12 protein-coding genes and 4 pseudogenes are annotated in these 17,611 nt (G+C 57.7%); 8 read left to right on the top strand and 8 right to left on the bottom strand.

Annotation, left to right across the window (positions count from 1 at the left end; all coding sequences use genetic code 11):
- Window positions 1-8 precede the first annotated feature (8 nt).
- From DCG74_RS37865 to DCG74_RS37900, 8 genes and pseudogenes are all read left to right on the top strand, one after another.
- On the top strand, window positions 9-1,178 hold the full coding sequence (locus DCG74_RS37865; RefSeq protein ID WP_172789587.1) for a M20 aminoacylase family protein: 1,170 nt from the start codon (window positions 9-11) through the stop codon (window positions 1,176-1,178).
- A 171-nt stretch (window positions 1,179-1,349) separates the two neighbouring features.
- Window positions 1,350-1,850: a hypothetical protein gene (locus DCG74_RS37870; protein ID WP_172789586.1), complete on the top strand. Its 501-nt coding sequence runs from the start codon at window positions 1,350-1,352 to the stop codon at window positions 1,848-1,850.
- 770 nt (window positions 1,851-2,620) lie between these two features.
- Window positions 2,621-2,930 (top strand): annotated as a pseudogene (locus DCG74_RS37875) (DUF736 domain-containing protein).
- 376 nt (window positions 2,931-3,306) lie between these two features.
- Window positions 3,307-4,473 (top strand): annotated as a pseudogene (locus DCG74_RS37880) (DUF932 domain-containing protein).
- Between the two features lie 397 nt (window positions 4,474-4,870).
- Window positions 4,871-5,786: pseudogene (gene trbB, locus DCG74_RS37885) on the top strand (P-type conjugative transfer ATPase TrbB).
- Between the two features lies 1 nt (window position 5,787).
- Window positions 5,788-6,111, top strand: a complete 324-nt coding sequence (locus DCG74_RS37890) for a TrbC/VirB2 family protein (protein WP_172789585.1) — start codon at window positions 5,788-5,790, stop codon at window positions 6,109-6,111.
- Window positions 6,111-6,374 carry a VirB3 family type IV secretion system protein gene (locus DCG74_RS37895; protein WP_172789584.1) on the top strand — a complete coding sequence of 88 codons (264 nt, stop codon included), beginning with the start codon at window positions 6,111-6,113 and terminating at the stop codon, window positions 6,372-6,374. The genes DCG74_RS37890 and DCG74_RS37895 overlap by 1 nt, the downstream gene beginning before the upstream one ends.
- Before the next feature lie 142 nt (window positions 6,375-6,516).
- Window positions 6,517-6,660 (top strand): annotated as a pseudogene (locus DCG74_RS37900) (transposase); the annotation flags it as partial.
- A 420-nt stretch (window positions 6,661-7,080) separates the two neighbouring features.
- Here DCG74_RS37900 and DCG74_RS37905 read toward each other — a convergent pair.
- The 8 genes from DCG74_RS37905 to DCG74_RS39170 all read right to left on the bottom strand — a co-directional run bounded on the left by DCG74_RS37905 (window position 7,081) and on the right by DCG74_RS39170 (window position 17,604).
- A complete protein-coding gene (locus DCG74_RS37905) occupies window positions 7,081-7,791 on the bottom strand; it encodes a M48 family metallopeptidase (protein ID WP_172789540.1) in 711 nt (236 codons plus the stop codon).
- On the bottom strand, window positions 7,791-12,050 hold the full coding sequence (locus DCG74_RS37910; protein ID WP_172789541.1) for an HsdR family type I site-specific deoxyribonuclease: 4,260 nt from the start codon (window positions 12,048-12,050) through the stop codon (window positions 7,791-7,793). Before DCG74_RS37910 ends, DCG74_RS37905 begins: the two co-directional genes overlap by 1 nt.
- Window positions 12,047-14,455, bottom strand: coding sequence for a type I restriction-modification system subunit M (locus DCG74_RS37915; RefSeq protein WP_172789542.1), 2,409 nt, complete (start codon window positions 14,453-14,455; stop codon window positions 12,047-12,049). Before DCG74_RS37915 ends, DCG74_RS37910 begins: the two co-directional genes overlap by 4 nt.
- A 347-nt stretch (window positions 14,456-14,802) precedes the next feature.
- Window positions 14,803-15,183, bottom strand: coding sequence for a hypothetical protein (locus tag DCG74_RS37920; RefSeq protein WP_172789543.1), 381 nt, complete (start codon window positions 15,181-15,183; stop codon window positions 14,803-14,805).
- Window positions 15,184-15,240: 57 nt separating this feature from the next.
- Window positions 15,241-15,693, bottom strand: coding sequence for a nucleotidyltransferase (locus DCG74_RS37925; RefSeq protein ID WP_172789544.1), 453 nt, complete (start codon window positions 15,691-15,693; stop codon window positions 15,241-15,243).
- Complete coding sequence (locus DCG74_RS37930; protein ID WP_246709107.1) at window positions 15,668-15,931, bottom strand: hypothetical protein; 264 nt, start codon at window positions 15,929-15,931, stop codon at window positions 15,668-15,670. Before DCG74_RS37930 ends, DCG74_RS37925 begins: the two co-directional genes overlap by 26 nt.
- Before the next feature lie 14 nt (window positions 15,932-15,945).
- Window positions 15,946-16,359 carry a patatin-like phospholipase family protein gene (locus DCG74_RS37935; protein ID WP_246709108.1) on the bottom strand — a complete coding sequence of 138 codons (414 nt, stop codon included), beginning with the start codon at window positions 16,357-16,359 and terminating at the stop codon, window positions 15,946-15,948.
- 831 nt (window positions 16,360-17,190) lie between these two features.
- Window positions 17,191-17,604 carry a hypothetical protein gene (locus tag DCG74_RS39170; RefSeq protein WP_172789545.1) on the bottom strand — a complete coding sequence of 138 codons (414 nt, stop codon included), beginning with the start codon at window positions 17,602-17,604 and terminating at the stop codon, window positions 17,191-17,193.
- Window positions 17,605-17,611 lie beyond the last annotated feature (7 nt).

Genomic DNA, 17,611 nt, shown 5'->3' on the forward strand with positions numbered 1-17,611 from the left:
AGAAAGTCATGAATTTTCACGTATCAGAAGAGACGGTTCAACGTATGCGCGAATGGCGACATGCGCTTCATCAGATGCCGGAGATTGCTTATCGCGAGACGAAGACAGCAGACTTTGTTGCTGCATGCCTTAACAAGTTTGGCTTGCGGGTCGAGCGAGGCCTCGCGGGCACCGGCGTCGTTGGAGTGTTGGAAGGTAGCATCCAATCCGATCAAGCGATCGGCCTTCGTGCTGAGCTCGACGCGTTGCCCATTACGGAGACCTCGAACATCAAGTATGCATCGAAGCACCAAGGCATGATGCACGCCTGCGGCCACGATGGCCATATGGCAATGCTGCTAGGCGCGGCAAAACATCTGGCGCAGAACCGTGAATTCGCGGGAAAGGTCGTGTTTGTGTTTCAGCCAGCAGAGGAGAACGAGGGCGGCGGTCGCCGAATGGTCGAAGAAGGACTTTTCGAACGATTCCCTGTCCAATCAATCTATGCACTACACAATTGGCCCGGTTTGGATCAGGGACGCATTGCAGTGCAGCCAGGACCGATGATGGCTCGCTTCGATACATTCGACTTTTTGGTGAGGGGGCAAGGGGGGCATGCGGCGCTCCCCCACTATTTGAGAGATCCAGCCGTAGTTACGGGGAAACTCATTTCGGCTATTCAGACTGTGGTTGCGCGAAATATCGATCCCTTCGAGCAGGGAGTCGCGTCCATTACGTTTGTTAAGGGTGGCGAGGTTCACAATGTTGTCCCGGACGAGATCAAGATCGGTGGGACCGTTCGAACTTTCAAGGATGAAGTTCAAGATCGTATCGAAAGTCGATTGCAGGCAATCGCGTCGGGTCTCGGCCAAGCGTTCGATGTAAGTATCGCTTTGAACTATATGCGCCGGATGCCGAGTACGGTGAACTCACACCGCGAGGCCTTGGTTGCGCAACGAGCGGCACGCAATGTACTCGGGTCTGACGCGGTGGACACGGATTTTCGGCCGTCGATGGGTGCGGAAGATTTCTCCGTTATGCTGCAACATCGGCCGGGGGCCTACGCCTGGATCGGTGCAGGCCCTTTGCTGACAGGCTCTGGCCTCCATCAGTCGGCTTTCGACTTCAATGACCAAATCCTCGGCATCGGCGCAGCATATTACGTGGCAGTAATCAAGGAAGAACTAGCTGCACATTGAACACCACATCCATTGGGGCGTGTACTCGTAAAAGACGCGGATGTCTAAATTCGCCCAATATGGAAGCCTCAGAACTCATAAGAACAGGCCGGAAAAGTGCGCCACATCGACGTTTAGAGCGTTCCTCCGGCCGATCCGCATCCTTCTCGCAGCCCACCAGAGGAGTGAGCTATGTTGTGGAAGTGGACGCCGAGTTGGTACATCTGCGCCATCGAGCACCGTACCATCCAAGCGGGGCTTCAGCTCGTTGTGGGAAAACGCGTGTTCGCTGCTGTCTTTAAGGCTGTCGGCCGCCACGTGCCCATGGGGTCACAAGCCGACGTTGTGCTCGATGGCAAGGCCACAAACGCCGTCCGGCAAACGTCTAAGGCATTGCATCGCTCCTGTTTCGAATTAGGAGCAGGTCTGGGCGACGGAAAGGACGAAGCGCCATTGCTGGCCTCAGCGGAATTTGTGAGTACCTATGGTGCAATCGTGAACGCGCTCACAGCGACGATCATCAATGCAGAGGCCGGCTTAACCTGGCTGAGCGCTCAACGGCCAGATCTGGAGGAAGTCCGGCGAACCCTCAATATGATCGCTGAGGACAGTAAGCGAGCAGGAGAAATCGTCGTTCGACTTCAGGCGCCCATGAAAAGGGCCCTACGGAACCATGGCCCTCTTGATCGTTGAGCCGATACTTCCCGGAGGTGGCCGGTGCAGTGTCGTCGGCTTGCCAAGCACAGACGTCCGGCGATGTCCGCTTTCGTCTGTCACGGGCTAATAAAATATAGAATGGACGTCGATCCGCTGTGTTTCCGAGTTGTGAGTGTGTGTGTACACGCCTTAATCAAGAGCAGACCAAGGCTGGTACATAAGTTCTTAATTCCACGAAGCGCGTGCGCCGACAAAGGCGCGAGCCCTCCGTCAAAGTTTCTTATGCGGCCAAGGGATTGCCCTGTCGCTCACGTTAAGAAATGGGGATGGGCACCATTGCTTGCCTTCCAATCGTCCGCCAAATGATCCGGCCCGACCGTGGTTTCCATCAGGCGCACGAGAGTACGATTGGGTCCGCTAAATCTGTCGAAGCTGCGTCTTTCTTGCCGTTGATGCGAAGGCGTCAGCATGCGTCAGATCGATCCCGCTGCGTTCTTGTACCGCGGTGCTGCAGCCGGCATGCTTCTCTCTGTCAGTTCGTTCACGACGCACGTCCAACCCAACCTCGAATGGGCTGATCAGGCCCGAGGGCCGGCAAGAGGCCTCGATCGCCTTCCCGCAACGGCTGCGCCTACTTTTTTCCCTGCCGCGAAGAGGCGGCATTCCTCGCGGAAGGCAAAAAAGCAGGCTTTTCGCCGTTCTCCGCTGCGCTGCGGGCTGAAGGCTGCGGGCTGATCGCTCCCCGGGCCAAGAATCGCCATCGAGGCTGCGATGGACGCGGCCCGAGCAACAGACGGAGACCCACCATGGCTATCATTGGCACCTTCACCGCGTCGGAGAACGGCTACACCGGCTCGATCAAGACCCTGACCCTGAACATCAAGGCAAGGTTCGCGGCATCCGAGAAGGATCACGACAAGGCGCCTGACTTCCGCACTCTTCGCCGGCACGACCGAGTTCGGCGCAGCCTGGAAGAAGACCGCCCGCGAGAGCGATCGCGAATACCTCTCGGTCAAGCTCGACGATCCGAGCTTCCCGGCCCCGATCTACGCCTCGCTAGTCAAGGTCGAAGGTGACGAGGGCTTCACCCTGATCTGGTCGCGCCGCAGCGATTGATCCCATGCGATTAACGGCCCCGCCTCCTCGGAGGCGGGGCCGTTTTCGTTTCTTGCGCCGCTTCGAAGGAACGGAAGAGATTTTTTCTTTTGATGAGATTGCTAAGGGCTCCGCCCTCGCGCACGCAAGGGCGAAGCACGGCTCGCCGTGCCGGCCGGGGCGGTATCCCCGGTCTTCCGCGCAAAGGATTTTCATGATGACGTCGTCGTCAGGCGCGTGCAGACGCGCGCTGTTAGCGCGCCCGTGCCAGGCGGGTGACCCCCCTCCGCCCCGGCGGCCCTTGCCCTTGCTACCCCAGGTCTCGCCGACGGGCAGGGTTGCAGCGCAGCGCTCCGCTTCAACCTCAGCCCATAAGAATAGGAAAATGACCATGAACATGATGACTTTGTCTCAAGGCCAACAGCCTGCTTCCGGCGGTTTTCGCGTGGAGGTATCGCGCGGTCAGCGGATTGGCCGCGTGTCGTCTGAGTGGTTTGCGCGACCCGATGACGAGCGGTTTCTGAACTTGCCGGACCTTTATGAAGCAGTGCGAGGACGGGCGGACCGCGCGCAAGCGCGAACGGTGGAAAGCCGGGCGATCCAAGTGGAGGCGAGCCGGCAAACTCCGAGCGGTTGGCGCTGGCGGTGCCGGGACGTGACGAGCCGGTGGCCCCGAGCCATTGGAGCTTTAGCCAGTTGTGTACGCTTGTCGGCGCGCCGATTTCCTAGGCGGCAGCTTCCCGCGGCCCTATCGGCCATCAACCTGCAACACGGCTTGCTGTCACATCGCGCCGAGCTCGTGAAGATGCTGGAGACCAATGACGGTCGCGTTGAGCTTCGCGCCGTCACCGGGCCAGACTACGGCCGCATTTGGGATCATGAACTGATCGCCGCGGTCATGAAGATCGCGGGTAACGGTACCGGCGACACGCGTTGGAAGGTGCCGGGCGTCTTGGATTGGTCAACCATGACGCACAATCCCTTCGTGGAAGTGACGAAGGATACCACGACTTCTGCGCCAGCGATCGGGACGTATTCCTGTTTCTCGTCGACGATATCAATCCGATCGAGGCGGGGCGTTTGCCGGGCGGTTCGCCGGATTTGTATTTCCGGGGATTTTACTGCTGGAATAGTGAAGTCGGCGCAAGACGCTGGGCATTGCCAGCTTCTACCTCCGCGCCGTGTGTATGAACCGTAACCTTTGGGGTGTGGAGAATTTCGAAGAGATCACCATTCGCCATTCAAAATTTGCGGCGCAACGCTTTGCGCATGAAGCGGCCCCCACATTGACCAGCTTCGCCAATTCCTCGCCCGCGCTATTCGTCGCCGGCGTCAAGGCGGCGCGACAGCGGATCGTTGCACGGACGGACGAGGACCGGGAGACCTTCCTCCGCAAAGGCGGGTTTTCCAAATCCGAGGCGTCCAAGATCATCGAGACCGTTCTGGGCGAGGAAAACCGCAAGCCGGAAAGCATCTTTGATTTCGTGCAGGGCATCACCGCGTTTGCTCGTGGAAGGCTCACCAAGATACGCGTCTTGAACTGGAAGGAAAAGCAAAGCGCTGACTGCAGATCGCGACGTTGGTGGTTCGCGCTGCCCCGGCGCCGATCCATTGCTTCGTGGACGAGTTCAATCCTCGTCTTCAAGCAGGCGGATGTTTCCTGCGCTGTCGAGTCAGTTGGGTGTATGAGGATTCGGTCGTCCTCCTGCCCGGGGATGACGACGCGGAGTGGTGAGCAGTAACTCGCGGCGAACGGATACGAGCTAGCCGTCAAATATCGATTCTCAGTCTTTCTTTTTCTACGCCAGCCTACGATCAGCGAAAGCGCTTGTTGCGCCAAGTGCATTAGTGCCTTTTCTAGTGATCCCCATCTGAGGGAGCTCTTTGAGCGTCCTCATTCGGTGGGGCGAACGGTGGCAATCCATTCCATTCAATCGGAAGCGAGTTCGCGTGGTGCGCGAATGCTGCGTAGCGCGCTCGGCTCCGCGATTGCAGGCTACCTCGAAGACGAAGCGATCATCGAGGTGATGCTTAATCCGGATGGGAGGCTATGGATCGACCGGCTGTCGAATGGCCTCATGGACACAGGCGAAACTCTGTCCGCTGCCGATGGCGAGCGCATTGTTCGCCTGGTCGCGCATCACGTCGGTGCCGAGGTGCATGCCGGTTCGCCACGGGTCTCGGCCGAATTGCCTTCGACCGGCGAGCGTTTCGAAGGTCTCTTGCCTCTGGTCGTTGCAGCACCGGCCTTTGCTATCCGCAAGCCCGCCGTCGCCGTGTTTACGCTCGACGACTACACCGCCAAGAAGATCATGACCTCAGAGCAGGCCAGGATCCTGCAGAACGCGGTTGCCGCGCGGAAGAACATCCTTGTCGCTGGCGGGACATCGACGGGCAAGACCACGTTGACGAATGCGCTTTTGGCCGAGGTGGCGAAGACCTCCGATCGGGTCGTGCTGATCGAAGACACCCGCGAGCTACAGTGCAGAGCGCCCAATCTCGTCGCTTTGCGGACCAAGGATGGTGTGGCGACGCTGTCGGATCTTGTGCGCTCGTCCCTCCGACTGCGTCCTGATCGCATCCCGATCGGCGAAGTCCGAGGTGCCGAAGCACTCGACCTTCTCAAGGCCTGGGGCACCGGCCATCCCGGTGGCCATTGGTACCATCCATGCTGGCACTGCGCTCGGCGCGCTGCGTCGGCTCGAGCAGCTCATCCAGGAAGCCGTCGTCACGGTTCCGCGCGCCCTGATCGCCGAGACCATCAACCTCATCGCCGTGCTGATGGGACGCGGCGCTGACCGCCGCCTCGCTGAACTCGCCGCCGTCTCAGGGCTGGATGCCACCGGTGACTACAGCCTTTCAACAGCAGGAGACTGACATGCGTCAGCAATTTCGCTTTCTTCGAGGTACATCGTTGGCCGCCTACGGCACCATGTTTTTGGCAATTCAGCCCGCATGGGCGGCTGGCTCGAACATGCCGTGGGAGCAGCCGCTCAATCAGATTTTGCAGTCAGTGGAAGGGCCGGTCGCAAAGATCATCGCGGTCATCATCATCGTCGTGACCGGCCTAACGCTCGCATTCGGGGATTCCTCGGGCGGCTTCCGCAGACTGATCCAGATCGTGTTCGGTCTGTCGATCGCGTTTGCGGCCTCAAGCTTCTTCCTGTCGTTCTTCTCCTTCGGCGGTGGCGTGGTGATCTGATGGATGAACCTGTCGCAGGCTTTGTCGTGCCCGTTCATCGCGCACTCACTGAGCCAATCCTGATGGGCGGCGCGCCGCGGTCGGTTGCGATCGTCAACGGCACGCTTGCCGCAGCCTTGGGTCTGGGGCTGCGGCTCTGGATCGCGGGTCTGGTCCTCTGGTTCATCGGCCATATGGCCGCGGTCTGGGCCGCCAAGCGCGACCCCGCTTTTGTCGATGTGGTGCGCCGACATCTGCGCATCCCCGGTCATCTCAACGCTTGAGCTCTCAGTCATGATGAACCTTGCCGAATATCGCCATTCCAACGCGCGGCTCGCCGACTTCCTGCCCTGGGCAGCCCTGGTCGACGAGGGAATCATCCTGAACAAGGACGGCTCGTTCCAGCGGACGGCGAAGTTCCGGGGCAATCCGCTCGAGCGCATCATGAAGGAGATCCGGCGACGAACCCGTGTCGTCGGCGCCTTCCCCGACGGTCAATCCTGTCTCAACTTAGCGGCGGCCCGGCTGCGGCACATTGCCGGAACGGCGTGGTCGACCAATGCTACATGAACATGCGACCGCTCTATCAGCCACAACTCTCTGAAACCGGAGCCGTCGCCTGATCAAAAGTGCGAAAGATTCTGGACAGTACCCGTCATCGGTCAGATACTCTCGTGTACGAAGTTCAGCGTTCTTACGCCGAATCGGCACAACTGTTCGTTTTACGATGTTCGGCGACGTATTTTTCCTGTTAGATTTGGCCATGTTTTTTGCTCATTTGAGAGTGAACTGTTCGAAGAGCGGCTGTTTTGCGAACTAGAGCAAATAGCGGCGCGTCGAGAAGCTAACGCGCCAGTCCTATCTTCCGCGACGTGACTGCAGAGAACTCTGCTGTCAAACAGCTAAGGCCACTGCTGCAAGTGATTCGCTGATGAATGAACAGATAATGCCGCGGCATGGCCCTGGTTGCGCTACTCAAAATCTCTGGCGTCATCCCGTGATAGCGGGGAGTGGCCCCTCGTTTAGGCGATCCCGTATCGTTGGCCAGCCGGGCATGTGACGATTGAGCAGCGCGACGAATTTATCGGTGTGATTTGGCACCACAAAATGCGCAATTTCGTGGAGTGCCACATAATCCAGGCACTCGGGTGAAAATTTCGCCAATTCGAGGTTTAGCCGCACGGTTTTGCGAGCCGGGCTGCTACTGCCCCATTTGGTTTTCATTCGCTGGATATAGAAGCGTTCAAGCTCGACGTTGAGCAATCTCGCCCATTTCGCCAGCAGAGGCGCGGCGCGTTCGCGTAGCTCTGTCCGATACCATTCAGCCAGCGCGTCTTCGCACTGGCTTGCAGACGTACCCTCTGGCAAGGTCAATGCGAGGGTTTTGTGGCTAAGCGCGACAACCGGTCTAGAGCCTCCTTTCTTAATGGTCAGGAGATAGCGCCGTCCCCAAACGTAGTGACTTTCGCGCTCAAGATATTCGCGCGGCGTTTCTCTGGGCTGGCGGGTGATCTTCCCTTGGTGCCGTTTGATCCAGCCGATTTTTGAGATGGCGAAGAGCCGGACATTCTCAAGGCTCATCCGCTGCGGTGCAGAAATACGGACCCGGCCGGTCGGCGGATAGACACTCAGATGCACGTTCTTAATGTCCTTGAAGAGGACATCGACGGCAATTCCACCGACGTTGAGTTCGGCTTGCATCAATATTCCGTCTGCGACTTGATGATGGGAAAGATACGCTCGACCGCGTCTTCGTCATTGAGCACCTTATAAATCGCGGCCTTGATCGTCCGTTCCTTGGTTTCGACGCCGCGCCATCCGTCGGGGCGATGGGCCTTGACTAAGAAGTCGATTTTCAGCGCAAGTTCCTCGTTCTCGCCAAGATTGTTGTACAGAGCGCGCTTGCCCGGCGTGTCGAGGCGGGGTGGGGTCGTATCGCTCTTTCCCGCGACGAGATTCTTTATCAGGTCTCCCACATGCTTGAGATATGCCTCGTAATCAAGCGCCTTGGCCTTCCGCGCTTTGATGATCTCGTCCAGAAGAGCCGAAATGCGCTCGTAATAGACCGGATCGTTCAGGTGTTCCTTGACGATCTTGCTCCGAACGTTGTTCTCAATCGTCTCAGCGATGGCTTCCTTGTCCTTGATGGCGCCGAGTTGCTGGCCAATTGCATCGGCAATGCCGGACTTCACGATCAGGTCGAGCAGGCTCACATTGTCGAACGGAGAAATCTTACGCGGCTCGTCCGCCTCTATATAGGTGTCGATGAGATGTCGCATGTCGGCCTCGTAGGCTTTGAGGTCGAGGACTTCGCCGCTGGCTTGGCGCACCATCTCGCGGATGGCGATGGCTTGCCCGACCTTCTGCTTGATCCGCGCGATGTCGCTGGCGCTATAGCCCGCTTCCTCCAGTTCGTCGGCGATGCCTGCATAGGTTCGCACAAGCGAGGCGACGACTTTGTACAGTGCCGCGCGCTGCGGTTCGTGCTCGGTCAGGTCGGTTGCGATCTCGGTGTTGCCGCAGAAATAGTGGATATGCTCCAATTCGCCCTGGGGCGGCTGGACCGGCTCGCAAATAAGGGCGACGGCCTCAAGCGTCTCGTCGAGACGCTGGCGGCCCTTGTCCAGGCGGTCCTTCATCAACACACTGGGGTCGGCCCCGCCCGCGCTGGTGTCGATCTCGGACGTATAGACAGCGATGGCCTTTTCGACCTTTTTGAGAAGGCTCATGTAGTCTACGATGTAGCCGAAATCTTTGTCCTCGCCGTCGAGCCGGTTGGTCCGGCAAATTGCCTGAAACAGGCCGTGGTCTTGCATGGACTTGTCGACATAGAGATAAGTGCATGACGGTGCGTCGAAGCCAGTCAGCAGCTTGTCCACTAAAATAAGGAGCTTCATGTTGGCGGGCTGCTTGATGAAGCGGTCCTTAGCGTCCTCTTCGTGGGTCTCGGTCTTGGACAGGCCGGGCTTGGCCTGAACGGCTTTGAGCAATTCGGTATAAATGTTGTAAATGAATTGCTTGTCGGTTTCGGAATTGGCCCCCGTTTCCTCTTTGGTCACGTCCTGAGTGTTAGGATTGTAGGAGGTGACAAGCGCACAGCGGCCTTTCAATTCGGTTTTTTGTAATGCCTCGTAGTATTTGCAAGCCTCGTAGATGCTGGAGGCGACCAGAATGGCGTTACCGCGCTGGCTGGATAGCCGGGGTTTCACGCTGAAATCGAATATAATGTCCTGCACGACGCGCTCCATGCGCGAGCGGGAACTGAGCACGCTTTGCATCGTGCCCCACTTCTTTTTCAGTTCGTCCTTCTGCCAGTGGTTGAGACCTTTGGTCTTGGCCTCAAACCACGCCTCGATCTTGTCTTCGGAGCCAAGGCGCTGATCGATGTCGCGCGCCTCGTAGATCAGGTCAAGGACAACCTCGTCCTCGACGGCTTCGCCGAATTTGTAAGTATGGATATAGCCACCGAACACCTCAAGGCTCGTTTGCTTATCTTTCTTAAGCAGCGGCGTGCCGGTGAACCCGATGAAGACGGCGCTGGGCATCAGCGCCTTCATGGCGCGGTGGAGCTTACCGTTCTGAGTGCGGTGGCACTCATCGACGAATACGAAAATTTCGCCTATGGTTTTAGCCGCTTGGGATTCGATTTCCTTGATGAACGCGTCGAAATCGTCGCCGCCCTGACGGCCAAACTTGTGAACCAGCGAGCAAAGGAGTCGCGGCTTGGCCTCACCGAGCTTGGCCATAAGGTCGCGCCCGCTGCTGGTGCGATGGATAGTCTCGCCTACCTCGGTGAAAACGCGCTTGATCTGCTTGTCCAGTTCGTCGCGGTCGGTGATGATCGCCACGCGTGCGTTGGGGTTGTTCTCTAGGATCCATTTGGCCAACAGCACCATGACGATGCTTTTGCCCGAGCCTTGGGTGTGCCAGATGATACCGCCCTTGTGCTCGCGCACGTTTTGTTGGGCGGCCCTGATGGAGAAATATTGATGCACCCGCGGCAGTTTTTTCACGCCGCCGTCGAAGAGAACGAAATCGTGCAGCAGTTCGATCAGCCGGTCCTTGCGACAGAGTTTGCGCAGGTATTTGTCGAGCTTGAACCCGGTGTTGTCCTGTTCGTCCTCCTTCCATTTGAGGAACATTTTTTCCGGCGTTCCGATGGTGCCGTATTGCAGCCCTTCGGAATCGTTCCCGGCAAAGACGATCTGCATGGTAGAAAAGAACCAGGCGTTGAATTCAGGCTTCTGGTTTGAGAGAAGCTGACGGATACCGTCGCCGATGGTGACCCTGCTATTTTTCAGTTCGATCACGCCGATGGCGATACCATTGACGTAGAGAACGAGGTCAGGACGGCGTTCCAGCCCGCCCCTGAGGGTGACCTCTTCCGCCATTGCGAAGTCGTTCTTTTCTGGCTCCTTCCAGTTAATCAGCTTTATGTTGTCGGTCGGCTTACCCGCGTGTAGCTGCACATCGACGCCGTAGCGCAACAGCCCATACACGGCTGCGTTGTTGTCGTAGAGGCTCCGGTGCGTGTTATGCGCCTCAGAGCGCAGCTTATGGAGTGCGGCGCTGATATGGGCAGCGGAATAACCGGCGCCCTTGAGATAAGTGGCAAGCAAGCTCTCCTCGATATTGCTGTTGTCCGTCCGGTCGCTCCAGTCGCCTAAATAGCGCCAGGCCAATTCTCCCTTGAAGAGGCCGATGACGCGCGTCTGAGTGGCTTTTTCGGGCTTGCCGACAAAATCGTTCATACCAGCCTCACTTTGCCCGTCAGCAATTCCTGCATCATCCCCTGTTTGATCTGGCGGGCTTTGGCGAGGCGCTCGGTCAGCGCCCCTAGCTCGTCGTCCATGTCGGATAGCACTGCGGATATTGCGGCCTGCTCCTCTAGCGGTGGGCATGGAATACGAAGGGCGGCTACATCTCATTTCGATTTGTCGGGCGATAACGTCACCAAACAGGTGCGCGAAGATAAAGCCAGCAGCAGCGACTTCTGGATGGCAGCGCAGAACAGAAAACCCGGTCGAACAAACCCATTCGCCGCCTTCGATTGTGAAAAGCAGATGTGATCTTAGGTTGGGTCTAACGGTCGCAACCAGAACGTCACCGTTTCGTAGCCTTCTACGCGCTCGGGAAGGGGCGGAATGGAATACTCGCTCGGAAAAGCCACAAAGAGAACCTTCTCGCACGTCCTCAAGCGCAATATAGTTGAACGCATAGTCGAGCGAGGTCTGTGAGCCGAGGTTCTCAGGATCGATGCTAGCGAGTTCGCCGATAGACTTCTCCTGCCACTCACCGCTGAACCCCGCCAACCGCCGCCGCCCGGAAAGAAGCTCCTGCATTGCGCCCTGCTTCACGGCGCGTTTTTTGGCGATGAGGCTTTCCAACGCATCGATCAGTGCATCCGCATCCGAAAGCGCCTCGGCGATGCCGTGTTGTTCGGCGACAGTAGGAGGAAGGGCAATCTGAAAGCCTTCCATCTGCCATTTTTGGACATGCACCAAAGCAGACGCGCCGTGTGCCTGATCCTCGATGTATTCTGTTAAGCCTTTCAGCGCGTGAAAGAAGAAGTCCGCCGACACTGACTTTTCATCAACGACCACCTTCCAGGTGTGATAGTTGAGGACACCCAAGGGGCCAGCCCAAATGTGCGGTCCAAAGGAGGTTCCTCGACTGCCGGACCAAGCAAAGAGCAACTGGCCCGGTGCAACTTCGATCTTGCGGTGATACGCACCATCGAAATAGTTGAACTCATTCGATCCGTTAAGATTTTGTATGCGGATGATCGGCAGGCCCCGGTCGCGCCACTCGTAAGGCTTGAAGCCCCTTCCGTTGACCAAGGAGCAAACATGATCGACGCGACGAATGACCCAATCGGCAGGGAGCGGGCCGAGATCAGTTTCGCGGAAATTGCTCGGCGCTTCCGCTTTAATTGACGGAGCCGCGATTGCGCTAGTCATGCCCACGCAAACCCCATCGCCCTGAGGTGCCGCTCGACTTTTGTATCGAGATTGGCCACGCGTTTCGCGAGGTCAGGCATCCGCACTTCATACCGGTCGGCGAGCGTGCGCACCCGCTGGGTTAGAGCCTGACTGATTCGATCTATCTCGCCGTGAATGTCCGCCTCGATGCGGGCCATCCATTTATCATCGACCACCAGCGTCTTGATCTCGGCCTCGGTCAGCTTAGGATATTTGGCGTAAGCCTTGGCATCGAGGTCGGCTTCCGCGGCTTTGAGCGCCTTCTTGAGGTCGGCCTCCTCATCCGACAGTTCCAGCCACTTCCTAAGGGCGGCCGCCTCGTCGGCGGCGTCCTTGTCGCCCTTGATTTCCTTGAGGCGAGCATTGATCGCCCCCCTGTTCACCTTGTCGAGTTCGGAAAAGGCGCCTTCGTCGCCGCCGTACTCTTCTTCCAGCTCGGCCAGGACGGCGCTGGCCGCCTCCTGTTGCGCGCTCAACTGGTCGATCTCCGCCTGCTCCTTCGCAAAGAACCGGGCCACGATATAGGGTTTCGGGATCAGGTCACAGGTCCAGCCTTTGTCCTTTTCCTTGCCTTTCTTATCTTTTTCGACAACGCGTTGGGGTTCCGCCCTCCAGCCGTCGAGGGCGATGACATAGCAATCGTCCTGCATCGTTTCTGCCCAATAATCCATGAGGTGCTGATATACGTCGTATTTGTCGATCAGCGGCTCGCCCGCGTAGTGTGCGAGCAATGCTTCGGAGAGTGCCGCAATCACGTCATTGGGGTGGACTCCGGTTTTCAGTGCCTTCAGCGATTCGGCGCTCTTGTTTCGCCACGTATCGAAGTGCTTGGCCATCTCTCCCGTGAAGGCGACAAACTCGGGATGCTCGAAGATCGCCAATTTGATTGCGGACTTATCGACAGCTAGCTCGATAAAACCGGGACGGCATTCACTGAAGAGCGCCGCTTTCAGATTGGGGCAAACGTCCCAATAGGCTTTGAGCGCGTCGATGTCAGCCTGCGGGATGCCGCCGCGCAAGTGTCCCTCGATGTTTTGCCGGTCTTCCGCCTTCTGGCTGTCGATATAGCGGGGGAGATTGAGGTTGTGGTCGTTTTTCTCGATCTCTGCGAAGGAGACGCTACGGGAATAACCGGGAATGTCGAGCGCCTTGGTGAATGCATCGACAATCTTGTGGATGTCCTGCGCCCGAAGCCGGTTCTTCGGGCCATCCCTCATGAAGCCTTGGCTCGCGTCGATCATGAAAACGCCCTTGCGGGCCTGCGCCCCTTTCTTGTCCACCACGACGATGCAGGCGGGAATGCCCGTGCCGTAAAACAGGTTAGCAGGCAGGCCGATGATGCCCTTGATGTAGCCCTTGCGCACAAGGGCGCGGCGAATATCGGCCTCGGCGTTACCTCGGAAGAGGACGCCGTGTGGGAGGATGCACGCGCCAGAACCCGTGCTTTTCAGCGACCGGACAATGTGCAGAAGATAGGCGTAATCGCCCTGTTTAGTGGGCGGCACGCCAAAGCCCTTGAAGCGGTCGTGCGGGTCGTGCAGGGGATCGAGGCCGGTGCTCCAGCGTTTGTCGCTAAACGGCGGATTGGCGACGACGAAATCGAACTGCTTTATGGCGTCACCGTCCTTAAATTTTGGATCGGCAATCGTGTTGCCCTGCACGATCTGCGCCGTCGGGTTGTCGTGCAGGATCATGTTCATGCGGGCAAGACCGCTCGTGGCTGAGTCCTTCTCCTGTCCGTAGAGCGAAACCTTGGCGCTGGCCTCGTCGCCGACTTTCAGCAGCAGTGAGCCGGAGCCACAGGTAGGGTCATAAACGGTTGTGTTGGTGGTCGTATGGGCCTGACGAATGCCGATGATCTGAGCCATGACGCGGCTGACTTCAGCGGGAGTATAGAACTGGCCCTTGCTCTTGCCGCTTTCGGTGGCGAAGTGGCGCATGAGATATTCATACGCATCGCCCAAGATGTCGTCGCCCTCGGCGCGGTTCTTTGAAAAATCGAGCGCCGGGTTTTCGAAAATGGCGATCAGGTTGGTGAGTTTTTCTGCCTTTTCCTTACCGTCGCCGAGCTTTGTCGCGTCGTTGAAGTCCGGGAAATCGGCTTGGTTTAACTGGTCGTTCGCGGCGGCAAGTGGCGCGATGATCTTTTTGTTAATTTGGTCTCCAATGTCGCTCTTGCCCTTCAGGGCGACCATAGCGGAGAAATCTGCGCCCTTCGGAATCTTGATCGGGGCATAGGGCACACCCGCGTATTTGTCGGTAACATATTTGATGAAGAGAAACGAAAGGACGTAATCCTTGTATTGGCTCGCATCCATCCCTCCGCGAAGTTCGTCGCAGCCAGACCAGAGCGAGCTGTACAGTTCAGATTTTTTCAGCGCCATGTATTTTTCCTGCCAGCCCCAGCGACTCCCTCGACTTTGGGCGCGCGCCATCGTGTGAATTCGATGGAGCCTTCGTACCGGAAAGAGGGAGATTCGTGCCCAATCCTACTTTAGCGCGGTTCGCCGGTATCTCCAATGTACGTCAATCGGCACCAATTTCCGAACTCTTCCTTCGCGGGGGCGACTGCGTATGTGGTCACGGCTCGGCGGCGAGACGTCGGCTATGGGCTCGGCTATGAGAACCGCTTAGCTAGGTTGCGTGCATCGTCGTCTTGAGATCGGCTCTTTTATAATCTTGATCGCGAGGCCAAGATCGGCAGGCCGTTCTAATTGGTCGGCCATGTCGATCACTCATCGCAATACTTCACCGCCGCGTTGAGGAACGCGTTGCACTTGGCGGCAGTCCAGCACACGGGGTCATTCTCCCAAAGCAAATAGAATTGCTCATTCGCGCACACGAACTTCGTTCTGTCCGCATCAATGATCCAGTTTAAGGTATCGACGAAGTTGGCTGTATGCGTGCCGCCGAACCGATCCGGCGGAACATTGTACAACATGCCTTCCAGAAAATAGGACGGCGCGACCCCATCGGCCAGGCGGCCTTCCTGGCTCAGCTTGTTGCGCAGGTTTTTGTAGACCCGGACAGTAGGCTTGAAGAGGCGCTGCGTCGCTTGATGCTTCGTCGTGGCGTTGTCGTGATGCTGTTCTGGGAAGTTTTCAATGCGCACGTCACCGGGTAGGAAGAAGCAGATGCCCTCGACGTATCCCGGATTGTAGTCATTCGGCTAGGAGTGATAACGACGGAACTCAGCGCACACCAACACGTCAGCATCGCGCCGGGAGGTTCCGTTGCCTTTGATCGTGATCGCCTTTTTCCCTATAACGACGGAGTTTCCAAAGTGCTGCCGGAGCCACGAAACGACTTCGTTCTTGAAATCCGAGAGCTGGTATGTGGCGCGCGACCATCCCTTATCAAACCGGGCTTTTTCGTCCGGCTGCAGATTGCTGGTGTCGGAGTAATAGACCGCCTTAGTCCGCAGTACGATGTCCCCGTCGCTATCCGCGTGGATGTTCGTTTCGTTCTTGTACGAGCCCTGCAGGAACGTATCGGCATCGCGATTGGCATAAGGCGCCCGCGAGTCATCAAGAATCGCCTTGATAGTCTGATAGGTCGCCGTGAACTGTGCCGTTTGGCCTTGATGTGACCACGTCTCAAGCTGGCTTTCCGAGATTCCCACTGGCCTCTCCTAGAGCAAGAAATGTCCTGAGCTGTGCCTCCTGCTCACGCGCTGAGTCTCGTCCACGGCTCCAGAGCTTGCCGAGCTTTTCCATGTTGGACTCAAGCATGTCGGTCGCCATCTCGGGTTGGGTATATTTCGTATTGATGCGGATGACATCGACATCGGGGAACAGTACGCGACAGAGCTGGTCCATCGACTGTGTGTTGATCTCCAGTAACTTTTGCGAGAACTTCACGGTCGGAATTTTGCTCAGCCACTTCCGCGCGCTGGTTGTCGGAAGTGTTGGTGGCGGGTATTCACCCACGCCGACGTGCCCACAATGCCCATGTTCGTCTTGAATGTGTCGAACCGAGCTTCTCCGAAGACCTCTTTGGCGAGTGCTTCAAGCGCGGCAGTCTTCTTGGTGGGTAAGAACTCGCCCATCACTTCAACCACCCGGAGCCTATAGAGCGATTCGATCTCGTCTACCGACTTTGCCAGTCCCAGGAGGGCCGCAATGATCGCCCCGGTGCTCGTCCCGTATATGAGGTCGAACGTTTTACACAACGGCACGCCGACGAGCGCCTCGATCTCTTTGAGCACACCAAGGGTATAGAAGCCCTTGGCTCCCCCGCCATCGAGGCTCAAAACCCGGCACTTCCCGTCTGTGGAAACGTCTGTCATTCCCCACTCGTTGGGTGCACGAAGCGAATCGCACAACGGAGGCTAGCGTACTGGCGTCCGACAGGAAGCTTCTGGGCGAACTATTCCCGATTTCCACATGCCGATTTCAGTTCCGGATTGTGACCAGGAGTCGCGTGCCAGCGCCGCCTATGCGGTGGTGTGAAAAATCGCCAGAAAGTGCCGATTCGGCATTTTCTACTCCGCTGACTAGCGTGCAGTGAATAGGCGAGAGAGACGGACTGCTGGTATCTACCCACAGGAAGGCCGAGCGACTTGCGCTTCTATCCTCAACATAGAATTAGAGGAGGCGAACGCTATGTTGAAGCACGAATAATAGGTGGTGCAGCAATGGGAACGAATGATGCCAGATGATACCCGGAAGCCGGAGCACTGGTGGGTATCAGTACACACCGAAAGGCGTGGACCCTTCGCCGATAGGGGGGCTGCCCGTGTGGTAGCTTTGGCTGCTAAACGGGACAATCCTACCCGGCATGTAGCGGTGCTGAACCCTTCGGGGCACTCGGAACCAGTGGACTGACGAGGATTGGCGCGAAGGATGGAAGCAGAAGGACCAGAGGGCTCTGTGCGTAGCACGACAGCGTGACCCCGAAGCAGGGCGCAGAGTACCTGTACGGACTAGCTCTTTACTTCGAGCTGCCGCTGAGCGTAGGCCCGTATTTCGGGACGAACGTCATCGCGTTTGGCAAAGAACCTTGCGGCAGCCGGTGAGAGGGGCCGCTCTGGCTCGATATCTGGAAACTGCTTTCGGGCGTGCTCCCATGCCGCTCTGAGATCCTTGCCGACGGAACGCCGGAGCTATCCAGATCCACATTAGGACCCAACGGGGTGGTGCGTTGGTATATTCCTGCCATCGACAACATATGCTCCGAGTGAGCGTCCCTCAGCGTCGGCAATAATGAAAGCTTGCGCCCCGTCGCCTTTCTCATCGTACTGGAGGCTGTCGGTTCCGAACTCTCTTAGGAAGGCTCGTCCAATCCGGAAGACGCGGCGGCGAAGCGCAAGGGAAGAGATGATGGTCACCGGGATGAAACGTCCGTGTGCAGCGAAAAGCTTGGCGATGCGCGGGTACGGCTTCGGTTCGAAAACATTAACGACGGCGCGATGGCAACGGAGGTGAGTGCGTTGATCGTCGGGCTCGCTCTCGACGTAGGTAAGATTGCAGACCGGGCAAGCACCGTCGTCCCACCTATCAAAGAATTCTCGTGCGTAGTGTCGCTCATCCAATAACTTG

The sequence above is a fragment of the Bradyrhizobium sp. WBAH42 genome, assembly GCF_024585265.1.
Lineage (GTDB): Bacteria > Pseudomonadota > Alphaproteobacteria > Rhizobiales > Xanthobacteraceae > Bradyrhizobium.

Coding starts and splice junctions, on each gene's coding strand:
- DCG74_RS37935 (WP_246709108.1), bottom strand. CDS start 16,359: ATGACAGACGTTTCCACAGACGGGAAGTGCCGGGTTTTGAGCCTCGAT.
- DCG74_RS37890 (WP_172789585.1), top strand. CDS start 5,788: ATGCGTCAGCAATTTCGCTTTCTTCGAGGTACATCGTTGGCCGCCTAC.
- DCG74_RS37895 (WP_172789584.1), top strand. CDS start 6,111: ATGGATGAACCTGTCGCAGGCTTTGTCGTGCCCGTTCATCGCGCACTC.
- DCG74_RS37870 (WP_172789586.1), top strand. CDS start 1,350: ATGTTGTGGAAGTGGACGCCGAGTTGGTACATCTGCGCCATCGAGCAC.
- DCG74_RS37905 (WP_172789540.1), bottom strand. CDS start 7,791: ATGCAAGCCGAACTCAACGTCGGTGGAATTGCCGTCGATGTCCTCTTC.
- DCG74_RS37865 (WP_172789587.1), top strand. CDS start 9: ATGAATTTTCACGTATCAGAAGAGACGGTTCAACGTATGCGCGAATGG.
- DCG74_RS37910 (WP_172789541.1), bottom strand. CDS start 12,050: ATGACTAGCGCAATCGCGGCTCCGTCAATTAAAGCGGAAGCGCCGAGC.
- DCG74_RS37915 (WP_172789542.1), bottom strand. CDS start 14,455: ATGGCGCTGAAAAAATCTGAACTGTACAGCTCGCTCTGGTCTGGCTGC.